Origin of the sequence: Bradyrhizobium sp. JYMT SZCCT0180, from assembly GCF_018130165.1 — a bacterium.
Classification (GTDB): Bacteria; Pseudomonadota; Alphaproteobacteria; order Rhizobiales; family Xanthobacteraceae; genus Bradyrhizobium.
The window spans coordinates 17,901-37,973 of sequence record NZ_JAFCLZ010000009.1 but is presented as its reverse complement, the minus strand read 5'-3'; the positions used below and the strand labels follow the sequence as shown (position 1 = coordinate 37,973).

General features: G+C 62.8%; 22 protein-coding genes. 8 read left to right on the top strand and 14 right to left on the bottom strand.

Features of this window, described 5'->3' with window-relative positions:
- Positions 1-96: 96 nt before the first annotated feature.
- Positions 97-261 carry a DUF1127 domain-containing protein gene (locus JQ641_RS14940; protein WP_211996721.1) on the top strand — a complete coding sequence of 55 codons (165 nt, stop codon included), beginning with the start codon at positions 97-99 and terminating at the stop codon, positions 259-261.
- Positions 262-340: 79 nt separating this feature from the next.
- Here JQ641_RS14940 and JQ641_RS14935 read toward each other — a convergent pair whose 3' ends face one another.
- The gene (locus JQ641_RS14935) at positions 341-718 is read right to left on the bottom strand and encodes a DUF3597 domain-containing protein (protein ID WP_211996720.1); all 378 of its coding nucleotides are present in this window, start codon (positions 716-718) and stop codon (positions 341-343) included.
- Positions 719-1,014: 296 nt separating this feature from the next.
- Between JQ641_RS14935 and JQ641_RS14930 the strand changes: the two genes are divergently transcribed.
- Together JQ641_RS14930 and JQ641_RS14925 are read left to right on the top strand one after the other, a co-directional pair.
- Entirely contained in the window at positions 1,015-1,944 is a 930-nt protein-coding gene (locus JQ641_RS14930) for a DUF2189 domain-containing protein (RefSeq protein ID WP_211996719.1), read from the top strand.
- A gap of 273 nt (positions 1,945-2,217) precedes the next feature.
- Complete coding sequence (locus tag JQ641_RS14925; RefSeq protein ID WP_211996718.1) at positions 2,218-3,033, top strand: lytic murein transglycosylase; 816 nt, start codon at positions 2,218-2,220, stop codon at positions 3,031-3,033.
- A gap of 58 nt (positions 3,034-3,091) precedes the next feature.
- Here JQ641_RS14925 and JQ641_RS14920 read toward each other — a convergent pair whose 3' ends face one another.
- Positions 3,092-3,355 carry a hypothetical protein gene (locus JQ641_RS14920; RefSeq protein WP_192739849.1) on the bottom strand — a complete coding sequence of 88 codons (264 nt, stop codon included), beginning with the start codon at positions 3,353-3,355 and terminating at the stop codon, positions 3,092-3,094.
- A gap of 885 nt (positions 3,356-4,240) precedes the next feature.
- Here JQ641_RS14920 and JQ641_RS14915 point away from each other — a divergent pair.
- The 3 genes from JQ641_RS14915 (at position 4,241) to JQ641_RS14905 (ending at position 7,103) form a co-directional block, all read left to right on the top strand.
- Positions 4,241-4,393, top strand: coding sequence for a DUF1127 domain-containing protein (locus JQ641_RS14915; protein ID WP_211996717.1), 153 nt, complete (start codon positions 4,241-4,243; stop codon positions 4,391-4,393).
- Between the two features lie 135 nt (positions 4,394-4,528).
- Positions 4,529-5,962 carry a methylenetetrahydrofolate--tRNA-(uracil(54)-C(5))-methyltransferase (FADH(2)-oxidizing) TrmFO gene (trmFO, locus tag JQ641_RS14910; protein WP_211996716.1) on the top strand — a complete coding sequence of 478 codons (1,434 nt, stop codon included), beginning with the start codon at positions 4,529-4,531 and terminating at the stop codon, positions 5,960-5,962.
- Positions 5,963-5,966: 4 nt separating this feature from the next.
- Positions 5,967-7,103: an AMP-binding enzyme gene (locus JQ641_RS14905; protein ID WP_211996715.1), complete on the top strand. Its 1,137-nt coding sequence runs from the start codon at positions 5,967-5,969 to the stop codon at positions 7,101-7,103.
- A gap of 84 nt (positions 7,104-7,187) precedes the next feature.
- Here the strand turns inward: JQ641_RS14905 and JQ641_RS14900 are convergent, their stop codons facing one another.
- Genes JQ641_RS14900 through yajC form a run of 5 tightly spaced genes read right to left on the bottom strand, consistent with a single transcriptional unit; the run spans position 7,188 to position 11,461 of the window.
- On the bottom strand, positions 7,188-8,051 hold the full coding sequence (locus JQ641_RS14900; protein WP_211996714.1) for a phytoene/squalene synthase family protein: 864 nt from the start codon (positions 8,049-8,051) through the stop codon (positions 7,188-7,190).
- Positions 8,048-8,431, bottom strand: coding sequence for an Mth938-like domain-containing protein (locus JQ641_RS14895; protein WP_211996713.1), 384 nt, complete (start codon positions 8,429-8,431; stop codon positions 8,048-8,050). Before JQ641_RS14895 ends, JQ641_RS14900 begins: the two co-directional genes overlap by 4 nt.
- Before the next feature lie 2 nt (positions 8,432-8,433).
- On the bottom strand, positions 8,434-9,438 hold the full coding sequence (secF, locus tag JQ641_RS14890) for a protein translocase subunit SecF (RefSeq protein ID WP_211996712.1): 1,005 nt from the start codon (positions 9,436-9,438) through the stop codon (positions 8,434-8,436).
- A gap of 13 nt (positions 9,439-9,451) precedes the next feature.
- Entirely contained in the window at positions 9,452-11,056 is a 1,605-nt protein-coding gene (secD, locus tag JQ641_RS14885) for a protein translocase subunit SecD (RefSeq protein WP_211996711.1), read from the bottom strand.
- Positions 11,057-11,095: 39 nt separating this feature from the next.
- On the bottom strand, positions 11,096-11,461 hold the full coding sequence (yajC, locus tag JQ641_RS14880; RefSeq protein WP_211996710.1) for a preprotein translocase subunit YajC: 366 nt from the start codon (positions 11,459-11,461) through the stop codon (positions 11,096-11,098).
- Between the two features lie 178 nt (positions 11,462-11,639).
- Here yajC and JQ641_RS14875 point away from each other — a divergent pair, with 178 nt between their 5' ends.
- Positions 11,640-12,611 carry an ATP-binding protein gene (locus tag JQ641_RS14875; protein WP_211996709.1) on the top strand — a complete coding sequence of 324 codons (972 nt, stop codon included), beginning with the start codon at positions 11,640-11,642 and terminating at the stop codon, positions 12,609-12,611.
- Positions 12,612-12,776: 165 nt separating this feature from the next.
- Here the strand turns inward: JQ641_RS14875 and JQ641_RS14870 are convergent, their stop codons facing one another.
- Entirely contained in the window at positions 12,777-14,159 is a 1,383-nt protein-coding gene (locus JQ641_RS14870) for a peptidoglycan DD-metalloendopeptidase family protein (RefSeq protein ID WP_211996708.1), read from the bottom strand.
- A gap of 110 nt (positions 14,160-14,269) precedes the next feature.
- Positions 14,270-14,914 (bottom strand): protein-L-isoaspartate(D-aspartate) O-methyltransferase, encoded by a 645-nt coding sequence (locus tag JQ641_RS14865; protein ID WP_502754962.1) that lies wholly within the window; start codon positions 14,912-14,914, stop codon positions 14,270-14,272.
- Positions 14,915-15,171: 257 nt separating this feature from the next.
- Between JQ641_RS14865 and JQ641_RS14860 the strand changes: the two genes are divergently transcribed.
- Positions 15,172-15,549, top strand: coding sequence for a response regulator (locus JQ641_RS14860; protein ID WP_211996707.1), 378 nt, complete (start codon positions 15,172-15,174; stop codon positions 15,547-15,549).
- Between the two features lie 129 nt (positions 15,550-15,678).
- Here the strand turns inward: JQ641_RS14860 and surE are convergent, their stop codons facing one another.
- The 5 genes from surE to tatB all read right to left on the bottom strand — a co-directional run bounded on the left by surE (position 15,679) and on the right by tatB (position 19,961).
- Positions 15,679-16,446: a 5'/3'-nucleotidase SurE gene (gene surE / locus JQ641_RS14855; protein WP_211996706.1), complete on the bottom strand. Its 768-nt coding sequence runs from the start codon at positions 16,444-16,446 to the stop codon at positions 15,679-15,681.
- Between the two features lie 96 nt (positions 16,447-16,542).
- On the bottom strand, positions 16,543-17,085 hold the full coding sequence (locus JQ641_RS14850; protein ID WP_211996705.1) for a hypothetical protein: 543 nt from the start codon (positions 17,083-17,085) through the stop codon (positions 16,543-16,545).
- A gap of 12 nt (positions 17,086-17,097) precedes the next feature.
- Positions 17,098-18,432: a serine--tRNA ligase gene (serS, locus tag JQ641_RS14845; protein ID WP_211996704.1), complete on the bottom strand. Its 1,335-nt coding sequence runs from the start codon at positions 18,430-18,432 to the stop codon at positions 17,098-17,100.
- Positions 18,433-18,615: 183 nt separating this feature from the next.
- Complete coding sequence (gene tatC, locus JQ641_RS14840) at positions 18,616-19,443, bottom strand: twin-arginine translocase subunit TatC (protein ID WP_211996703.1); 828 nt, start codon at positions 19,441-19,443, stop codon at positions 18,616-18,618.
- Positions 19,440-19,961 (bottom strand): Sec-independent protein translocase protein TatB, encoded by a 522-nt coding sequence (tatB, locus tag JQ641_RS14835; RefSeq protein WP_192739513.1) that lies wholly within the window; start codon positions 19,959-19,961, stop codon positions 19,440-19,442. Before tatB ends, tatC begins: the two co-directional genes overlap by 4 nt.
- Positions 19,962-20,073: the final 112 nt, after the last annotated feature.

Here is a 20,073-nt window from a genome sequence, read left to right as displayed (position 1 = left end):
CTTTGCTGCATCGCAGTGAACCGCGCCGCCGCAGCTTGCGACCAACGGCCATCAGCACCGCAACGGTGCCTCTCACATCCTGAATAGGAAAAGACCATGTTGATCTCTCTGATTGCCGCCATCAGGCGATACGCCCGCTACCGATCCGAACTCGCGAGCATGAGCCAGCTTGACGATCGTATGCTCCGCGACATCGGCATCAGCCGCGCCGATCTTGCTAACTCCGCCCCGCGCTACACCGGGCGCCGGCCGTATCCCTGAACGATCGCTCTGTCGCGCATTCCAAACAAGAAGGCCCGCGTCACCGCGGGCCTTTTGTCTATTGATCAGAGCGAAAGCGTCAGTGCTTGATCTCCGGCGGCAGCTTGCCGCCATTTGCGGCCAACTTGGTCATCACCTGCTTGTGCAGCCAGATGTTCATGCTCGCCGAATCGTTGCTGTCGCCGGTATATCCGAGTTCCTTGGCGAGCTCCTTGCGCGCCGTGAAGCTCGAATCGATGTCGAGCGCCTTCATCAGATCGACGATCGAGGTGCGCCACGCCAGCTTCTCGCCCTTGTCGGCCACGGCCTTGTCCAGGATCGGAGCAACATCGATCGTTGCCGCAGGTGCTGCGGATCCGCCGGCGGCAGCTCCGCCTGCAGCAGCTCCGCCGGAAGCTGGCGCCGCGTCTGCCTTAGTGCCGAAGATCGCGCCCATGATTTTTCCGAAAATGCTCATCGTTGGCTCCCAGTGGAATTTGAATAGGTATGTCGCTAATGGCACTGTTTGACCGGCAGTACCAGGCCGGGCTCGCCTTGTAGTTTAGCCAGCGAATTGTGGCTTGCCAATGAAACATTCACCGAAGCGTGAGTGCTATTGTCCCGGTTTGGGAGTACGCTGGTGACTCAGTTCGCGACATGGCCAGTTGTTCTTCCCTGTCTTCGCGTCTGGCCTGATCGTGATCATGTTTGGAAACGGCACGTTTGCGCCCTCCAGCGAGCGCAGGATGCGGCCGCCAGAGGGAGACGACGACCATGGCGATTCCAATTCAAGACACCTCATATCAAGGCAATGTCACATCACTGACGCAGAGCGGACAGGAGACCGCGAACGCGCCAGTGATCCGAACCATCGGCCTTTCCGATTTGCACCGGGCCTTGCAGCTCGGCTGGGAGGATTTCAAGTCCGTTCCAAGTCACGCCGTTATCCTGTGCGTGATCTATCCCGTGCTCGGACTGGTGCTGGCGCGCACGGTGCTTGGCTACTCGGTGTTGCCGCTGTTGTTTCCGCTGGCCGCAGGCTTCGCCCTGCTCGGCCCCTTCGCAGCGCTCGGCCTGTATGAGATGAGCCGCCGTCGTGAGACTGGCGCACAGGCGTCCGCGTGGGATGCGCTCGAGGTGCTGCGCTCACCCTCGTTCGGTGCCATGCTCGGGCTCGGCGTCCTCCTGCTGGCATTGTTTGTGACCTGGGTAGCCACCGCGCAGGCGATCTACATCGCGGCGTTCGGCTATGAGGGCGCGACGGGCATGCAGGATTTCGCGACGCGGGTGCTGACAACGCCGCAAGGCTGGTGGCTGATCGTGGTCGGCTGCGGCGTCGGCTTCCTGTTCGCCCTCGTTGCGCTCTGCATCAGCGTCGTATCGTTCCCGTTGATGCTCGATCGTCACGCCGGCGCTGCCGACGCGATGGTGACGTCACTGCGCGCGGTCGCGCGAAATCCCGTGCCGATGGCGGTCTGGGGTTTGATCGTGGCGGTGCTGCTGGTTGCAGGAACGCTGCCGTTCTTCCTTGGCCTTGCCGTCGTCATTCCACTGCTTGGCCACGCGACCTGGCATCTTTACCGGGAAACCATTGAACCGGAACTCAATCCGCAGCCGCTTCCGCCCCGCGCGCCGCGCGAGCGCAAGCCCGCAGCGGACTTCCCGGCCAATCTGTTCCCCTGGCGGCGCAAGGAAGGCGCATAGGCCTTGCAGCAAGTAGCGAGATCAAGCCGCCGGTCGGCTGTCGACCGGCGGTTTGGCGTCCATTCATACACGCATCGCGCAAGGCCAATCCAGGCAGCCCCGGCCTCGGCCTTCGGATTAAGAATTGCCTATGAATTGAGCGGCCGTACCGATGACACGTTTGTGTCAGCGCCCACGAAATGGCGGCCTTGTTTTGGCCGCTGTTGCTCCGAACATTCGGTGTGGTTTCGAGACTAATGTCGATCATGAATCGACTTTGGAGCGAACGACACTATGACCTCTCGCGTTTCTGTTCGGACTTTGGCGCTGGCTGCACTGCTCCTGACTTCGGCAAGCCCATCGATTGCAGCCCCCTGTGGCACAGGCACGTTTGAGGGCTGGCTCGACGACTTCAGGAAGGAAGCCGCGGCGAAAGGAATTTCGCAGTCGGCCATTCAAGCCGGACTGACCGGCGTGGCGCTCGACAAGGCCGTCATTGCGCGCGACCATTCGCAGAAGGTTTTCAGCCAGAGTTTTGAAGAGTTCTCCGGCCGCATGGTCCCGCCCCGGCTCGCGCGCGGCGCCAACATGCTCAAGCAATATGGGTCGGTGCTCGGGCGCATCGAACAGGCCTATGGCGTGCCCGGCGAAGTGCTGGTGGCGATCTGGGGCCTGGAGACCGATTACGGCGTCAACATCGGAAAATTCCCGACGCTGCGCTCGCTGGCGACGCTGGCCTATGACTGCCGGCGCACCGATTTGTTCAAGGCCGAGTTGATGGACGCGCTCCGCATCGTCGAGCGCGGCGATATCGCCCCACAGGATATGCGCGGCGCCTGGGCCGGTGAAATCGGACAGACCCAGTTCATGCCGTCGTCCTACATCAAATATGCGGTCGATTTCGACGGCAACGGCCGCCGCGACCTGCTGCGCAGTGCGCCTGATGTGCTGGCCTCGACCGCGAACTACCTTGCAAGCTATGGCTGGCAGCGCGGCAAGGATTGGGAGCCCGGCAGCGCGAATTTCGCCGTGATCCAGCAGTGGAATAAGAGCGAGGTCTATTCCAAGACCATCGGTTATTTCGCGACGCAGCTTGCGCGTGCGCCTTAATGGGTCGGGAAAATCGGAGGGCCAGGCACCAAGGCAACAGGCCCTCCGCCGGATACGTCTACTTCGCCGTACCTATGTGCATCGCCTTGCTCAGATGCGCGCCGCAGACGCCCATCTTGCCGCTCAGCATAGCGTCCTGAGCCAGGGCGATTTCCTTCTGCGCGACAATCTTGCCCTCGCCGTCCGCCATCGCTTCGATGGCGGTCTCGGTCTTTTCGAGGTTGGGACCGCTGCAGCCGGCGTTCACCTTGGCGGCGTTTGCGGGAGCGATGGCGTAGGCAATGGCAGCCATTGCGGCTGCTGCGATTAATTTATTGAGCATGTTGTTTTCCGTTTTCTGTTTTTGACAGCACCAGCGTCATTGCCGGAATCTGCGCGACGATTGTTCGCTGGTCGCAGAGAATTGAGGAATAAACTTCGCGCGAGGTGCTGAGCGCAGCATGCAATGCGCTTATGCGAAACGACGCTTTTCATTACGCCTGCGTAATTCATTACAGCTGCGTAACGACGCGGTGCAGCATCTTGATCGATGCAGCGGCGCGCAGATCGGGCGTTCGATCTCTCCATGGTGCGCGCGACGCCGATAGCGATGATCAACGCATGTGGTGTGACGCTGCGTTCAAATCGGGAGCGGTGTTCGCACAGTCTTCGTCTAGCGACACACCAAGATAACTGTCGTCACCACGAGCTGCAAAAGTCATCAGCGGTCGCCAGCCGCAGGACAGTGTCGGCGGGTGCCGGCTGCTGGGCTAATGCCTCAGCTCGTGGCGCGTGCCACAGTCGCGCGCTTGCGCCTAAGTCGGACGCCTAACCACCATAGAGTGATTTCATATTCATTATTAAGCCGAGGACTGCATGCGAATCGCGCATACGAAGCAGGGACGCGATCTGAATTTGTGCAGGTCGACCAACCCTTGATTTCTGATGCAGGAGCATCACTTTATGAGGATGTAATAGTGAGCACCGAAATTTCATCAACTATATGATTTTACGCAGATAATTCATATGAATTGAGATCGGAACCGGCCTTCTCGCCGATCGATCGAGCACCGGTGCCGAAGGGTTAATCAAACCTTACCCAAGCCATGCGTTTCTCGCTTAGCTGCAACGCAACATCGGAACTTCTGCACTGCAAAACATCAGCTATATTCATTTCAACGATGAGGCTTTCCTCCAAGGGCTGAATCGTAATTTCAAGGAGACTACCATGTTACTCTCGCTCATCCGCATGATCCAGGCGTTCCGGGACTATCAGCGCAATGTCAGCGAACTGTCCCAGCTTAGCGATCGCGAACTGGCCGATATTGGCCTTGATCGTTCGGACATTCCGCGCGTTGCAGCCGGGACCTACACCAGCTGATCCTTTGTCAGCCGCCTGACGAACGGATAACGCCCGCCTCGCTGCGGGCGTTGTCGTATCTGAGTCTGGATTACTGTTCTAAAAACGCCATTGCCGCAGGTGCACTTGGCGAGAAAACGCGCTAACCCTGCGCGCATGACCGCAGCCAAGAATCCAACTAACACCGTCCATGTGATTGGCGGTGGCCTCGCCGGCTCGGAAGCCGCCTGGCAGATCGCCAATGCCGGCATCCCCGTGGTCCTGCACGAGATGCGCCCGGTACGGATGACGGAGGCCCATCAGACCGAAGGGCTTGCCGAACTCGTCTGCTCCAATTCATTCCGCTCCGACGATGCCGCCAACAATGCGGTGGGCCTGCTGCACGCCGAAATGCGCCGACTGGGCTCGCTGATCATGCGTTCGGCCGACGCCAACCAGGTGCCCGCCGGCGGTGCGCTCGCGGTTGATCGCGACGGATTTTCGGCCGCCGTCACCCGTGCGCTGCACGAGCATCCTTTGATCGAGATCGACCGCACGGAAATCGCCGGCCTGCCGCCGGCCGACTGGGGCAACGTGATCGTGGCGACCGGCCCCCTCACCTCGGCGCCGCTGGCGGACGCTATTCGCGAACTGACCGACGAGAACGCACTGGCGTTTTTCGACGCCATCGCACCGATCGTGCACAAGGATTCCATCGACATGTCGGTGGCCTGGTTCCAGTCGCGCTACGACAAGGTCGGACCCGGCGGCACCGGCGCCGATTACATCAACTGCCCGATGACCAAGGAGCAGTACGACGCGTTTGTCGCTGATCTGTTGGCCGGCGAGAAGGTCGACTTCAAGGACTGGGAGACCAACACGCCCTATTTCGACGGCTGCCTGCCGGTCGAAGTAATGGCGGAACGCGGCCACGAGACGTTGCGCCACGGACCCATGAAGCCGGTCGGCCTCACCAATCCGCATAACCCGACCGTGAAGGCTTACGCCATCGTACAGCTGCGCCAGGACAACAAGCTCGGCACGCTCTACAACATCGTCGGCTTCCAGACCAAGCTGAAGCACGGCGCCCAGCAGCGCGTGTTCCGCACCATTCCCGGGCTCGAGGGGGCCGAATTCGCTCGCCTCGGCGGGCTGCATCGCAACACCTTCCTGAACTCGCCAAAGCTGCTGGACAACCAATTGCGTCTGCGGGCGCAGCCGCGGCTGCGCTTCGCCGGCCAGATGACCGGCTGCGAGGGCTATGTGGAATCCGCCAGCATCGGATTGATCGCCGGGCTCTACGCCGCGGCCGATGCGCGCGCGCAGTCGCTGGCGCCGCCGCCGGCAACGACAGCACTGGGATCCCTGCTCGGCCACATCACCGGCGGTCACGTCGAGACCGTCGACGCCGGTCCGCGCTCGTTTCAGCCGATGAATATCAATTTCGGCCTTTTCCCGCCGCTGGCCAGCCCGCCGACCAAGAAACCCGACGGGACGCGGCTGCGCGGCAACGAGAAGACGGTCGCCAAGAAGCAGGCGATGAGCACGCGGGCGCTGGCCGATCTCGACCGCTGGATCGCCGATCATTTGCGCGTCGCGGCGGCGGCGTAAGATCATGGCTTTGCCAAAGGATGACGCCGCGGTTCTGTCGGCGCGCTGGACCGAAGGCGTTCTGTTGAAGCGCGACGTGTTCTCGACCGTCGAGCGCGGGCGCTTCAAAAGCGACGCCGGCGAGGTCGATGCGGTGTTGCGCCGGCTCGATCAGGTGCCGGTATGGTCCTATCTCCTCGCCCGCCATCTGTTCGCCCGCGAGCGCCGCGCGCTGGCGCTGGCGCGCGACCTGAATGTCGGCCCAAAATTGCTGTGGGCCGGCCGGCAGGCGCTGGTGCGCGGCTTCATCGATGGCGTCGCGCTGCAGATGGCCAAGCCCCACGGCGACCTCGGCTATTTCCGCTCGGCCAAGCTGGCGCTCCGAAAACTGCATCGCGCCGGCATCTGCCATAACGATCTTGCCAAGGAGCAGAACTGGCTGCGCGGCAGCGACGGGCAAGCCTATCTCACCGATTTCCAGCTGGCCGCCTGTTTCAAGACCCGCAGCCGGCTGTTTCGCATCGCGGCCTACGAGGATCTGCGGCATCTTCTCAAGCACAAGCGCAGCTACGCGCCCGCGGCGCTGACGCCGATGGAGCGCAAGATCCTGGCGCGCAAGTCCGTCGTCGCCAGCGTCTGGCTGATGACCGGCAAGAAGGTCTATCAGGCCATCACCCGCGGCCTGTTCAATTTCACCGATCGCGAGGGCGGCGGCCGGCGCCTGGTCAATGACGCGCCTGTCCTGATCGAGATGATCCGGAAGAATCCAGACGTGCGCGAGGCGGCCATCGTCGCCTTTGCCGACCGCCGCACCGGCGTCGGGCTCTATGCGTTCGTCGAGGCGGATCAGGTTGCGCTGGAAAAGCAGTTGCGCAGCGAGCTTGCCTCCGCCAAGGGCGTCAAACCGCCGGAGCATATCCAGGTCGTGCACGCGCTGCCGCGCGATGCCGCCGGCAAACCGCGCACCGAGATCCTGCAACTCGTCGCGATGAACCAGCTCGACCTGATCGAGCCGATGATGAAGAACGACACCGACCGGGCTTTCCTGAAGGACATCCTGGAGAGCCGCAAGAATTTGCGGGACCGTTTTAATTTTGAAGCAGCCGATATGGATTCGCCGAGGCCTCATCCAACCGGTGTCATCACCCGCGAAGGCGGGTGATCCAGTATTCCAGAGACGACAGCAATCAAATTGAGAGGCCGCGGCGTACTGGATCGCCCGGTCAAGCCGGGCGATGACACCGTCCTAGCCGCCGAATTCCGCCGTCCGCGACGCGCGCCACAGCGTCCAGAGCGTCCGCAATCGCGACGGCGGCCGCGGCTGAAACGGATCGGAATCCGCCCGCGACATCCACTTCAGGTCGCGGCGGACCAGCGCCAGCGGCAGGAATACTGGCCTCACTTCCGGTGGCACGCCGGCGAGCAGTTCGAAGGCGGTGTTCAGGTGCTCCCGCGCCTCGCCGATCAGTTGGTCGGTCGCCGCACGCGCCTGCGGCGTCTGCTTGCCAGAAAACACCTCTTCCATGCCGCTGCCGTGTTGCTGCAGCAATTGCAGCGGCACGAACAGCTGGCGCCGCGCCGCATCCCACGGCAACTTCTCGACCACCTGCACCAGGCCCTGGGCGAAACCGGCGTGTCGCGCGAGGTGATCGACCGCTTCCGAGGGGCGTGACGCGATGCGCCCGGCCAGCGAAAACAGCGCCGACGAAGTGTCGTTGATATAGCCCTCGAGTGCCGCCATCGACGGCATCGGGTCGTTGTAGAGATCGAACTGGTGTTCGTCGATCAGGCGGGACAGCGGATCAACCGGCAGGCGGTAGTCGCGGATCACCTGCAGCAGTTCGGCGGCGACCGGGTTGCCTTCGATGCCGCCATGGCCCGCGCCGGCCAGCATGTCGGTCCACCATTGCAGCCGCATCTCGCCGGGCAGCGGCTGGCTGACCTGCTCGCGCACCCGTGATATCTCGGCATTGAAGGCGTAGATCGCGAGCAGCGCGCGGCGCTGGGCCGCCGGCATGAACAGCGTCGATGCGTAGCGGACGAAATCATGGGTGCGCACCAGATCGGCGCAGAAGCCGGCGGAATCCCCTGATGCCTCGCTTGCGCTCATGGCACCGCGATCAACGCCGCGGCAACGCGCCGGCGCTCACCCATCATGATGTTGTAGGTGCGGATCGCCGCCCCGGTCTGCATCGGGTCCAGCACCACCCGCACCGCGCGCAGCGCCTCGCGCAAATGTTTCGGCGGGATCCAGACGTCGGTGCCGGTGCCGACGACCAGCGTATCGATCGCATTGGCTGACTTGAAGACGCGCGCCAGCGAGTGCTCATCGATTTCATCGGGCTTGGTGACATCCCAGGCCCAGATGCCGTCCGGCAGGCACAGCAGCGAGCCGCGATGCGACATGTCGGCGAACGCGAAACCGCCCTTGCCGTAGGCCTCGATCGGCGCCGACCTCGGAAAATGCGGAGCGTCCGAGGTACCAGTCATGCTTACTTCTTTTTGGGCGTATCCGGCGCGTCGCGGTGCTCGCCGACGCCGAGATAGATCAGGATCGGCGCCGCGATGAAGATCGAGGTGTAGGTGCCGACCAGCACGACGCCGAACATCATGACCGCCGTGAAGCTGTGGATCGCGTGCCCGCCGAACAGCAGCAGCGCCAGCAAGGCCAGCGTCACCGTGACGTGGGTGATGATCGAGCGCGACAGCGTCGAATTGATGGATTCGTTGAGCAGTTGCGGCATCGGCATTTTCTTGTAACGCCGCAGCATTTCCCGGATCCGGTCATAGATCACGACCGTGTCGTTCAGGGAGTAGCCGAGAATCGTCAAAAGCGCCGCGATACTGGTGAGGTCGAAATCGACTTGCGAGATCGACATGAAGCCGATCGTCAGCACGATGTCGTGGACGTTGGCGATCATGGCGCCGAGCGCGAACTGCCATTCGAACCGGAACCAGAGATAGATCAGGATCGCGAAGATCGCGAGCATCAGGCCGAGCATGCCGTAAGCCAGCAATTCGCCGGAGACGCGAGGTCCCACCACTTCGACGCGGCGATACTCCACGCTGTCGCCGAGGGCGCTGCGGACTTTCGTCACCGCATCCTGCTGCGCCTTGTCGCCGCCGGGCTGTTCGGCAACCCGGATCAGGACGTCGGCCGGGCCACCAAACTGCTGAAGCTGAACCTCGCCGAGGCCGAGATTGCTCAAGGTCGCACGCATCGTAGCGATGTCGGCGGAGCCCGACTTGGACTGCACCTCCAGCAGCGTTCCGCCCTTGAAGTCGATACCGAAATTCAGGCCGTGGGTGAAGAACAGGATGATCGCCACGATCGACAGCGCCGCCGAGATCGGAAAGCTGATGCGGCGAAAGCGCGTGAAATCGAAATGCGTATCGTCAGGCACGATCCGCAGCGGCGGCAGCAGATCGAATATGGCGACCACGGTCAGCACGGCAATCAGGATGCCAAGCCCGATGAGGACGAATTGTGTTGTCAAAGCCGACTCCGCTTCAAATTGGCACGGTCTTCGGCCGCTTCCATCGTACCCAGCCGGCGACGATCAGGCTGGTCAGGGTAAATGCGGTGAACACGGTGGTGATGATGCCGATGCCGAGTGTCACGGCAAAGCCGCGGACCGGCCCGGTGCCGATGTAGAACAGCACGGCGGCGGCGATGAAGGTCGTGATGTTGGAGTCGAGAATGGTCGACAGCGCGCGCCTGAATCCGGCGTCGATCGCCGAAATCGCGGTGCGGCCGTTGCGCAACTCTTCGCGGATGCGCTCGTAGATCAAGACGTTGGAGTCGACGGCGATACCGACCGTGAGCACGATGCCGGCGATGCCCGGCAACGTCAGCGTGGCATTCAGCAGCGAAAGGATGCCGAAGATCATGGCGACGTTGATGGCGACCGCGATATTGGCGAACACGCCAAACAGGCGGTACGTCACCAGCATGAAGACGATGACCAGGATCGAGCCGACATAGGCGGCGAGCTCGCCCTTCTCGATCGAATCCTGACCGAGGCCCGGACCGACGGTGCGTTCCTCGATGATGGTCAGCGGGGCCGGCAGCGCGCCGGCGCGGAGCAGAATCGCCAGATCGTTGGCGGCCTGCACCGTGAAGTTACCGGATATCTGGCCGGAGCCGCCCGTGATCGGTTCCTGGATCACCGGCGCCGAGATCACCTTGCCGTCCAGCACGATCGCGAACGGTTCCTTGACGTGTTCTGTCGTTGCCGCCGCGAACTTCCGTGATCCGGAGCTGTTGAACTTGAAGGAAACGATCGGCTGGTTGGTGCGCTGGTCGAAGCCCGGCTGGGCGTCGATCAGGTCGCCGCCCGAGACCAGCACCTGCTTCTTGATCACATAGGGCTGCGGATACTGCGGGTCGGCGCTGGGCAGCAGCTCCGAGTCCGGCGGCACGCTCCCCCGTTGCGCCTGGTCCGGTGGCACCGTCAGATCGACCATCCGGAATTCCATCTTGGCGGTCTTGCCAAGGATGTCCTTCAGTCGGGTCGGATCTTGCAGGCCCGGCACCTGCACCAGGATGCGGTCGATGCCCTGACGCTGGATCAAGGGTTCCACCGTTCCAAGTTCGTTGACGCGGCGCTCGACGATCTGGATCGATTGTTCGACCGACTGGCGGATGCGATCGGTGACCGCGGCCGGAGGGACGGTCAGCCGGATCACCCCACCGCCACCGTCAGCAACCTCAAGGCCACGCTGGCCGCTCGACCCCAGCAAGCCGCCAAGCGGTTGCGACAGTTCACGCAGTTTGGTCAGCGCGGTCGGCACATCCGTGTCTTTGGTGATGCGCACTTCGACGACATCGGCACGGGCACTGAGGCCGGTATACTGGATCTTAGCCTCACGCAGCACGCGGCGGACGTCGTCGCGCACCTGGTCGAGCTTTTCCTTCTTGACGTAATTGGAGTCGACTTCCAGCAGCAGCGACGAGCCGCCCTGCAAATCGAGGCCGAGCACGACGTGGCGCTGCGCCCATTTCGGCCAGGTCTTGACCTGCGCCTCGGGGAAGAAGTTCGGAACCGCGCACAGGCACACCACCAGCGCGGTCAGAATGATCGCCAGCGCCTTCCACCGCGTGAAATACAACATCGAGTTGACCCGTCAGATCAGGAGTATGCGGAGCGCAAATCAGCTCGCGGACGTCTCGTCCTTGGCGGTTTCGGCCTTTTCCTTGGCCGGCTCGCCCTTGGCGCGGACGCCTGAAATCATCTGCCGCATCTGGCGCACGCGCACCCCGTCGGAGATCTCGAACTCGATCTGGTCGTCGTCGACGACCTTGGTCACCTTGCCGACCAGGCCGCCGGAGGTCACGACGGTGTCGCCGCGCCGGATGTTTTTCACCAGTTCGGCATGGTCCTTTATCTTCTTCTGCTGCGGTCGCAGAATCAGGAAGTACATGATGACGAAGATCAGCGCGAACGGCAGCAGCGACATCAACATGCTGTTGGCATCGCCACCGGCTGCAGCCTGGGCGTACGCAGGGGTAATCAGCATTCGAACAATCCTCGTGAGACGGGAAACGACCGGCGACGCAAGCGTCTGGCCGGTCCGGGCAAATTCGCGCGGACTATAGCGGCGGCCGTCCCAATTGCAACGCTGCCAGCCCCCTCATTTAGGCCGCTTGCGGGAGCTTCCAAGGCCCGTTATGGCTGCGCGGTCAGGAACAGGGAAAATGTCGAAAAAGTCCAAGAAAACAGCGGCTCGCGCCACCTCCCAAGCAGGCCGGCGGAAGCCCGCAAAAACCGCGACAAAACGTCCGGCAACCCCCTCGAACGACGCCGCCGCCGAGCGCATCGCGGACGCGCTGGAGGCCATCGCGAGCCACCTTTCCGCGGCCTCCCCGGCCAACTCGGGACCTGAGTCGTTCGGGGCTGCGGACGCCTTCGTCTGGCACCCGGACGGGCGGCTGTCGCCTGTGCCGCGCGTCAGCCGGGTCGACCTCGGATTGCTCAAGGGGATCGACCTGATGCGCGACATCCTGATCGAGAATACCGAGCGCTTTGCCGACGGCCTGCCCGCCAACAATGCGCTGCTGTGGGGCGCGCGCGGCATGGGCAAGTCGTCGCTGGTCAAGGCCGCGCATGCCGACATCAACCTCAAGCGCAAGCCGGCCGACAGACTGAAGCTGATCGAGATCCATCGTGAGGATATCGAGAGCCTGCCGGGCCTGATGGACCGGGTACGCAGCTCCTCCTTCCGTTTCATCGTCTTCTGCGACGACCTCTCCTTCGACGGCAACGACGCCTCCTACAAATCGCTCAAAGCGGTGCTGGAAGGCGGCATCGAGGGACGCCCGGACAATGTGATCCTCTACGCCACCTCGAACCGGCGGCATCTTCTGGCGCGCGAGATGATCGAGAACGAACGCTCGACCGCGATCAATCCCGGTGAAGCGGTCGAGGAAAAAGTCTCGCTGTCGGATCGCTTTGGCCTGTGGCTCGGCTTCCATCGCTGCAGCCAAGACGAATATCTGGCGATGGTCCGCGGCTATTGCGGCCACTACGGCATCAAGCTTGCCGACGAGCAACTGGAGCGCGAAGCGCTGGAATGGTCGACGACCCGCGGCTCACGCTCGGGGCGCGTCGCCTGGCAGTTCACGCAGGAGCTCGCCGGGCGGCTGGGTGTAAGGCTGACGGGGATGTAGTTCGTTACGCGCGAATTGCACGCGACTGTCGTCCTCCGCGAAAGCGGGGGACCCAGTACGCCGCGACCTCTCGATTCGATCGCCAACGTCTCTGGAATACTGGATCGCCCGGACAAGCCGGGCGATGACAGCGGAGTTTGTGGACGCTTCGTGAGGCCTAAAGCCTCACGCCCCGTTCAGGAATTGAAGCGGGTCAACTGGTGAAGATCCTTTGCGGATCTCGAAGTGGAGTTGCGGCGACCCCACCTCACCCGATTGGCCCGACTTGGCAATAATCTGGCCGCGCTTGATCGTGTCTCCGCGCTTCACCATCAGCTCACTCGCATGGGCATATGCGGTGACGTAACCGTTGGAGTGCCGAACCAGAATGAGATTGCCGTAACCCTTCAATTCATTGCCCGAGTAAGCGACGACGCCGTCTTCGGCAGCCTTCACCGGGGTGCCTTCCGGCACCGCCAGATTGATGCCGTCGTTGGCCTTGCCGTTGGTCTTGGCGCCGTAGGTCGTGATGACCTTGCCGCGCACCGGCCAGCGGAAGGTCGGCAGCGCGCCAGTGGCTTCGCTCGACTTGACCGCAGGCGCTTCGGCCGCCGGTTTTTCCTCGACGTTGACGGTCGACTGCGCCAGGCGCGCGCTTTGCGGCTGTGCGGCAGGTGCAACCGGCTTGGCGGCAGGCGCTGCGACCGCCGCGACTTGCTGCACGGGTGCAAGAGGCTGCGCCGCAGGTGCGGCGGCGGTCTTGGCGCCGGGCACGGTCAGCTTCATGCCGAGGCTGAGCTTGGCCGATGTGTCGAGGTTGTTGGCCTTGGCGAGATCCGCCACCGGAAGGTTGTTGCGGCGCGCAATGCTCATCAACGTGTCGCCGCGATTGACGACGTGCACGCTCGACGGCCCTGCCACGGCCGCGACCGGCTTGCTGGCCGGCGGCGCTACTGCCGGTGCGGGTGCCGCGGCAACGGTCTGGCGCGGGATGATCAGTTGCTGGCCGGGCGACAGCGCGCGCGGTCCCTTGTAACCATTGGCCTGCAGGATCGCGGCCGGCGCAACGTTGTAGCGCTTGGCCAGGATATCGAGCGTGTCGCTGGTACCGACGATGATCGTGGTGCCGCCATGCGCGGGCGCAGCGGCAACCGAGCGCGGCGCAACGGTGGCGGTGGTCTCAAGCTTGGGTTGGCCCGGCGGGGTATAGGACGAAAGCCCGCGGCCTCCGCCCGACACGCCGTTGCCTGCGGCCGGATAGGATCGCGGCGCGTTCACCACCGGCGGCGGTGGCGGCAAGGCGGACGACTGGTATTGCGGCTGCGACTGATACGGTTGAGTCTGCGGCCGCGAATATTGCGGCAGCTCGCGACGTTCGACCTGGGGCGCCGGCGCCTGCTGCACCGTACCGGTCGCGTCCGGCTGATAGTTGAAGGGGTTTGACAGAGTGTTTTGCGAGAAGCGCGTCGACATATCGGCGCTGCAGCCGGCAAAGCCAAACGACATCAGCGTCAGCACCGCCACCTGCGGTACGCGACGCGAGCGAAGCAACTCGACGACACGGGACATGGTTACTCACTCATACGCAACTAAATACTCTTTTGAGTAAACACGTCCCGAGTAAATAACCGCTTAACCCTTCAAATAAGATGTTGGCGGGAACCGCCAATCCGTGATGGCTACAGTTCGCGGGCAATCCCCGGCAGCGCCGGCACGAAGCGCACGTCGACCAGCGCCTTGCGGTCGAACCCTGCGTCAGTCCTCGTGACGCGCAGCAGAGTCTGGACACCCTGGTGGGGTCCGATCGGTGCGATCAGGATGCCACCGGGCTCGAGCCGCGCCAGCAGCTTCTCCGGGATTTGCTCCATCGCCGCGGTCACGATGATGCGGTCGAAATCCCCGGCACCTGGCGGGATATCGAAGCCGTCGCCAAGCAGGACCTCGATATTGTCGTAGCCCAGCTTTTCCAGCCGGGCGCGCGCGCTGTCGGCCAGCGTCCGGTACCGCTCCATGGTCAGGACGTGCTTGCAAAGCCGGGACAGGATCGCGGCCTGGTAACCGGAGCCGGTGCCGATCTCCAGCACCTTGTGTTGCTTTTGCAGCTGCAATTGCTCGGTCATGTAGGCGACCACGAAGGGCTGGCTGATGGTTTGCCCGCAGGCGATGCCGAGCGCGCTGTCGCGATAGGCATGGCCGCGATCGGCCGCGGTCACGAACATCTCGCGCGGCACCTCTTCCATGGTGCGCAGGATGGTCTGGTCGCTGATCCCCCGCCGCCGCAGGGAGAGCTGGAACATCATCTTTTCGGGCGGTTCTTGCGACATTAGCGACTCAAGGGTCACGGCTGGCCATTCATCTAGTGCTTCGGCAGAGATTGGATGCAATAGCCAGCAGAGTTTTAAGGAAGAATTTCCTCAAAAATGGGTTCCGATCGCGGAACCACGGTCCGGGAACAGCGTTAGAGCCCGGAAAATCGGGGCTCTTGACGGGCGGGCCGCAGACCTTGGTCTATCCCATCTTGTCGTTGCGCCGACTGGTGTTATTTGCGAACCTTGAGCTCGGGAAGGGCAAGGATTCCATCATGATAGCGACGCGGCCGCAGGGCTGTTCAGTGTTTCTCGTCGAAGACGAGGTCATGATCCGGATGATGGTCGCCGACATGCTCGAAGAGCTCGGCTACAGCGTCGCCGCCGAGGCCGGTGAAATCAGCGAAGCCGTCAAGCTGGCCCAATCGACCGAGTTCGATCTCGCCATCCTCGACGTCAACGTCAACGGCAAGGTGATCACGCCGGTGGCCGAACTGATCAAGGCGCGCAACCGGCCCTTCATTTTCGCGACCGGCTACGGCTCCTCGGGCCTGCCCGAGGAATACCGCGATCGCCCGGCCCTGCAAAAACCGTTTCAACTGGAAACGCTGGCGCAGATGATCAACAACGCACTGAAGAGCGCTGCGGCCTAGCCGCTCTATCCACGCACCCTGCCCGTCATCATCCGCGAAAGCGGATGATCCAGTATCCGAGAGACCGTCGATTGAACCGCGACGCCGCGGCGTACTGGATACCCGCGTTCGCGGGCATGACGCTTCGCGTCACTTCAGCGTCATCGTCAGTGCTTCCGAAAACGCTTCATCGGTGCGGTCGAGCCGCAGCGGCGTCACTGAGACGTAGCGCGCAGCCAATGCGGCGAGGTCGGTGCCTTCGGCCGGGGTGTCCAGCATTGCGGCGCGTTCGAAGCCGATCCAGAAATAGGGATTGCCGCGGCCGTCATGGCGCTCATCGACTTTCAGGAAGCCGAGGTTGCGCTTGCCCTGCCGCGTGACGCGGATGCCCTTGACCTCGTCAGGCATGCAAGCCGGAAAATTGACGTTGATCACGGTGTTCTTGGGCACGCCGGCGTCGATCACCTTGCGCACGATATCCGGCCCGAATTTCACCGCCGTGTCCCACAGCGGCGCGTGGCGCGTGTCGACGGAAAATTCCTGGCTCAGCGCGAAGGACGGGATGCCGAGAATAGTTCCTTCCAGCGCACCGGCGATGGTGCCGGAATAGACCACGTCCTCGGCGACGTTGCGGCCCTTGTTGACGCCCGACAGCACGAGATCCGGCAGCTTCTTGCCGAGGATGTGGCGCGCGCCCATGATGACGCAATCGGTCGGCGTGCCGCGCACCGCAAAATGGCGCGGGCCGACTTCGCGCAGCCGCAGCGGATCGTTGAGCGACAGCGAATGCGAAACGCCGGATTGATCGAGTTCGGGCGCCACGATCCAGACGTCGTCGGACAGTGCACGGGCGATTTCCTCGACGACCTTCAGACCGGGAGCGTGAATGCCGTCGTCATTGGTGCAGAGAATGCGCATCCGTCAAATGCCTTCCGGTTCGATTCGAGCCCGTTTCTTGTTGTCGGGCGCCGTATTATCCGGCTATCGCGGCCGAGGCAAACCGGCACAATACGGTCACTGCCGCACCCGGACGCGCCAGGGACGAACAAATTTTGCGTAGCCTGAAAACAGCATGTGGAATTTCGGCGGCACGGGCTCAGCCGCCTCGGGCTCAGGTGTTGGGATCGCAATTGCCTGCAGTATGACGGGCGGAGACGGAGTCGGTTTAACCGGATCAGGCTCTCGAGGCCGGGGCTCTTCCAGCTTTGCGATCTGAGGAGGCGGCTCAATTGGTGCAGGCGAAACCGGCACAGGCGCCGGCGCAACCGGTGCAGCCGCCTGACGCACCGTCGGCGCAACAGGCGGAGCCGGCGCGATCGTTTCCGGCTGCACCACGCTGCCCGGAGGAAACCGCTTCCGCGCCACCTCGAGGCCCTTGTCGAAATCCGCGACGTTGAGCCATTCTTTGGCTCGCATGGTTTCGATCAGCGCCTCGTCCCACAATTGCGGGACCTCGATATCAAAGAAGCCCTTCAGCTTCTGGTCGATCAACTGCATCCCGTGGCCGGTAACTGCCCATTGCCGGCCGATCCAATGGATGTTGCGATGCAGGGGCATTTTTCGACTTTGCTATTTGTCGTGCTCGATGACTTTGTGGCCGCCCATATACGGCTGCAGCACGTCGGGCACTGCAATCGATCCATCCTGCTGCTGATAGGTTTCCATCACAGCAATCAGCGCGCGACCGACCGCGGTGCCGGAGCCGTTCAGCGTATGCACGAAACGCGGCTTGCCGTCCGGCCCGCGATAGCGCGCATCCATGCGCCGCGCCTGGAAATCGCCGCACACCGAACAGCTGGAGATTTCGCGGTAGGCGCCGCCGTCGCCCTGCCCCGGCATCCACACTTCGATGTCGTAGGTTTTTTGCGCGGAGAAACCCATGTCGCCGGCGCAGAGAGTCATGACGCGATAATGCAGGTCGAGGCGGCGCAGCACTTCCTCGGCGCAGGACAACATGCGCTCGTGTTCGTCACGGCTGGTTTCCGGCGTGGTGATCGAGACCAATTCGACTTTTGTAAACTGATGCTGGCGGATCATGCCTCGGGTATCACGGCCGGCGGCGCCAGCTTCGGCGCGGAAGCATGGCGTCAGCGCCGTAAGACGCATCGGCAATTCCTTGTCGTCGACAATGGATTCTCGGACAAGGTTAGTGAGCGATACTTCGGCGGTGGGAATGAGACCAAGACGTTCACTCTTTAAGCGGCCATCATCTGGAGCCGCCAGCAGTTCGCCCTTGATCGCCCAGAACTGATCATCCTCGAATTTCGGCAATTGCCCGGTGCCGAACATCACGTCGTCGCGCACCAATAGCGGCGGATTGATCTCGCTGTAGCCGTGCTCATTGGTGTGCAGATCGAGCATGAATTGCCCGATCGCACGCTCCAGCCGCGCGAGGCCTTTTTTCAGCACGACGAAACGCGCGCCGGACAGTTTCGCCGCCGCCTCGAAATCCATATAGCCGAGCGCGCCGCCGAGATCGTCATGCGGCTTCGGCGCGAAACCGTAAGTGCGCGCCTTGCCGAACACCTGACGCTGCACGTTGCCGTGCTCGTCGGCACCGTCCGGCACCTCTTCGAGCGGCAGGTTCGGAATCGCGGCCAACTCCTTTGCAAGCTCGTCGTCCGCCGTCTTTGCCGCAGCTTCGAGCTCAGGCATCGTGGTCTTGAGTTCGGCGACCTCGGCCATCAGCTTCGATGCACGCGCCTCATCCTTTGTCTTCTTCGCGTCGCCGATTTCCTTCGAAGCCGCATTGCGCCTTGCCTGCGCCTGTTCGGACGCCAGGATCGCCGCGCGGCGCCTTTCGTCGATCGCCAGCAGCGACGGCGACAGCGGCGCCAGGCCACGGCGCTTCAGTCCGGCGTCGAAGGCTTGCGGGTTATCGCGGATCGATTTGATGTCGTGCATGGCGGGTCATTCCTGAAATTCGTCAAATGCCAACGCAATACGTTGACATTTAACGGTGCGCTTCCCGTACCACACCCGTCATCACCCGCGAAAGCGGGTGATCCAGTATTCCAGAGCAGCGGCGATGGATTCGAGAGACCGCGGCGGACTGGGTACCCCGCTTTCGCGGGGTACGACGACCCCCTACTCGGCCGGATTGGCCGCGGGCGGCGGGGTCGCGGAGGGTGGCGTGCCGGTCGCGGCCTTGGCTGCGGCGGCGGCCCGCTTCTCCACCAGGGCGACCGCGAGGATCGAGCCCTCGTAGAGAACCAGCAAGGGCAGCGCGAGCGAGGCCTGGCTCAACACGTCGGGCGGCGTCAGGACGGCCGCAATGACAAAGGCGACCACGATGAAATAGCGCCGCTTTTCGCGAAGCTGCTTTGCGGTGAGGATGCCGATCCGGCCCAGCAGCGTCAGGATCACCGGCAGCTGGAACGCGATGCCGAAGGCGAAGATCAACCCCATCATCAGCGACAGATATTCGCCCACTTTGGGCAACAGCTGGATCTGCGCGGTCTCGTCGCCGCCGGACTGCTGCATGCCGAGCGAGAAGCGCACCAGCATCGGCAGCACGATGAAATAGACCAGGAGCGAGCCGAGCACGAAGAAGAACGGGGTCGCCACCAGATACGGCAGGAACGCGCCGCGCTCGTGCTTGTAGAGCCCGGGCGCCACGAATTTGTAGATCTGCGTCGCGATGATCGGGAACGAAATGAAGCCGGCGCCGAACAGCGCAAGCTTCAACTGGGTGAGGAAATATTCCAGCAGCGCCGTGTAGATGAACTTCGAATTCTCGGGGCCGGCGACCCAGACGAACGGCCACACCAGCACATTGTAGATCTGCTTGGCGAAGAAGAAGCAGAAGATGAAGGCTATACCGAACGCGAGCAGCGCCTTGATCAGCCGCGAGCGCAGCTCGATCAAATGGTCCATCAGCGGCGCTTTGCTGGCCTCGATGTCTTCGTCGCTCATGACGCTTTGGCGTCCTTGAGAATGTCCGGTGCCGCGGGCGCGATGTCCTGCTGCTGCGCGGCCTGAACTTCACGCGTGATGATCAGCGGCTCGGAGGCCGCCTGATGGGTTTCGGCCTCGACGAAGGTCTCGGCCGTCGGGGCGGCCGGCGTGGTCGGCGCGACGATTTCCGGCGTCACGGTTTCACCGATCGAGGTTTCCACCTGCGAATTCACGGGCTTGTCGATGTCCCCGATCTGCAAGGCGTCACCGACGTCCTTTTGCAGCGAGGTCATCAGATTGGTGGGAGACATGCCTGTCGCGACGTCCTTGACCTCGTCAAAACTCTTCTTGAGGTCGGCCATTTCGGCCTCGCGCATCGCTTCCTGGAACTGGCCCTGGAATTCGGAGGCCATCTTGCGGGCCTTGCCCATCCATTGCCCGACCATGCGCAGCACGCCCGGCAGCTCTTTCGGGCCGATGGCGATCAGCGCGACAACCGCGATGACGACCAGTTCACTCCACCCGATGTCGAACATGAAACTTTCCGCTTACGCGACCCCGCCCCAACCAAATCTCAATAGCAAGATTTGGGGCGGCGCGCGTCTTTTCTCAACCAGCGTCCATGACTTCTATGGGCATGGCTTCAAT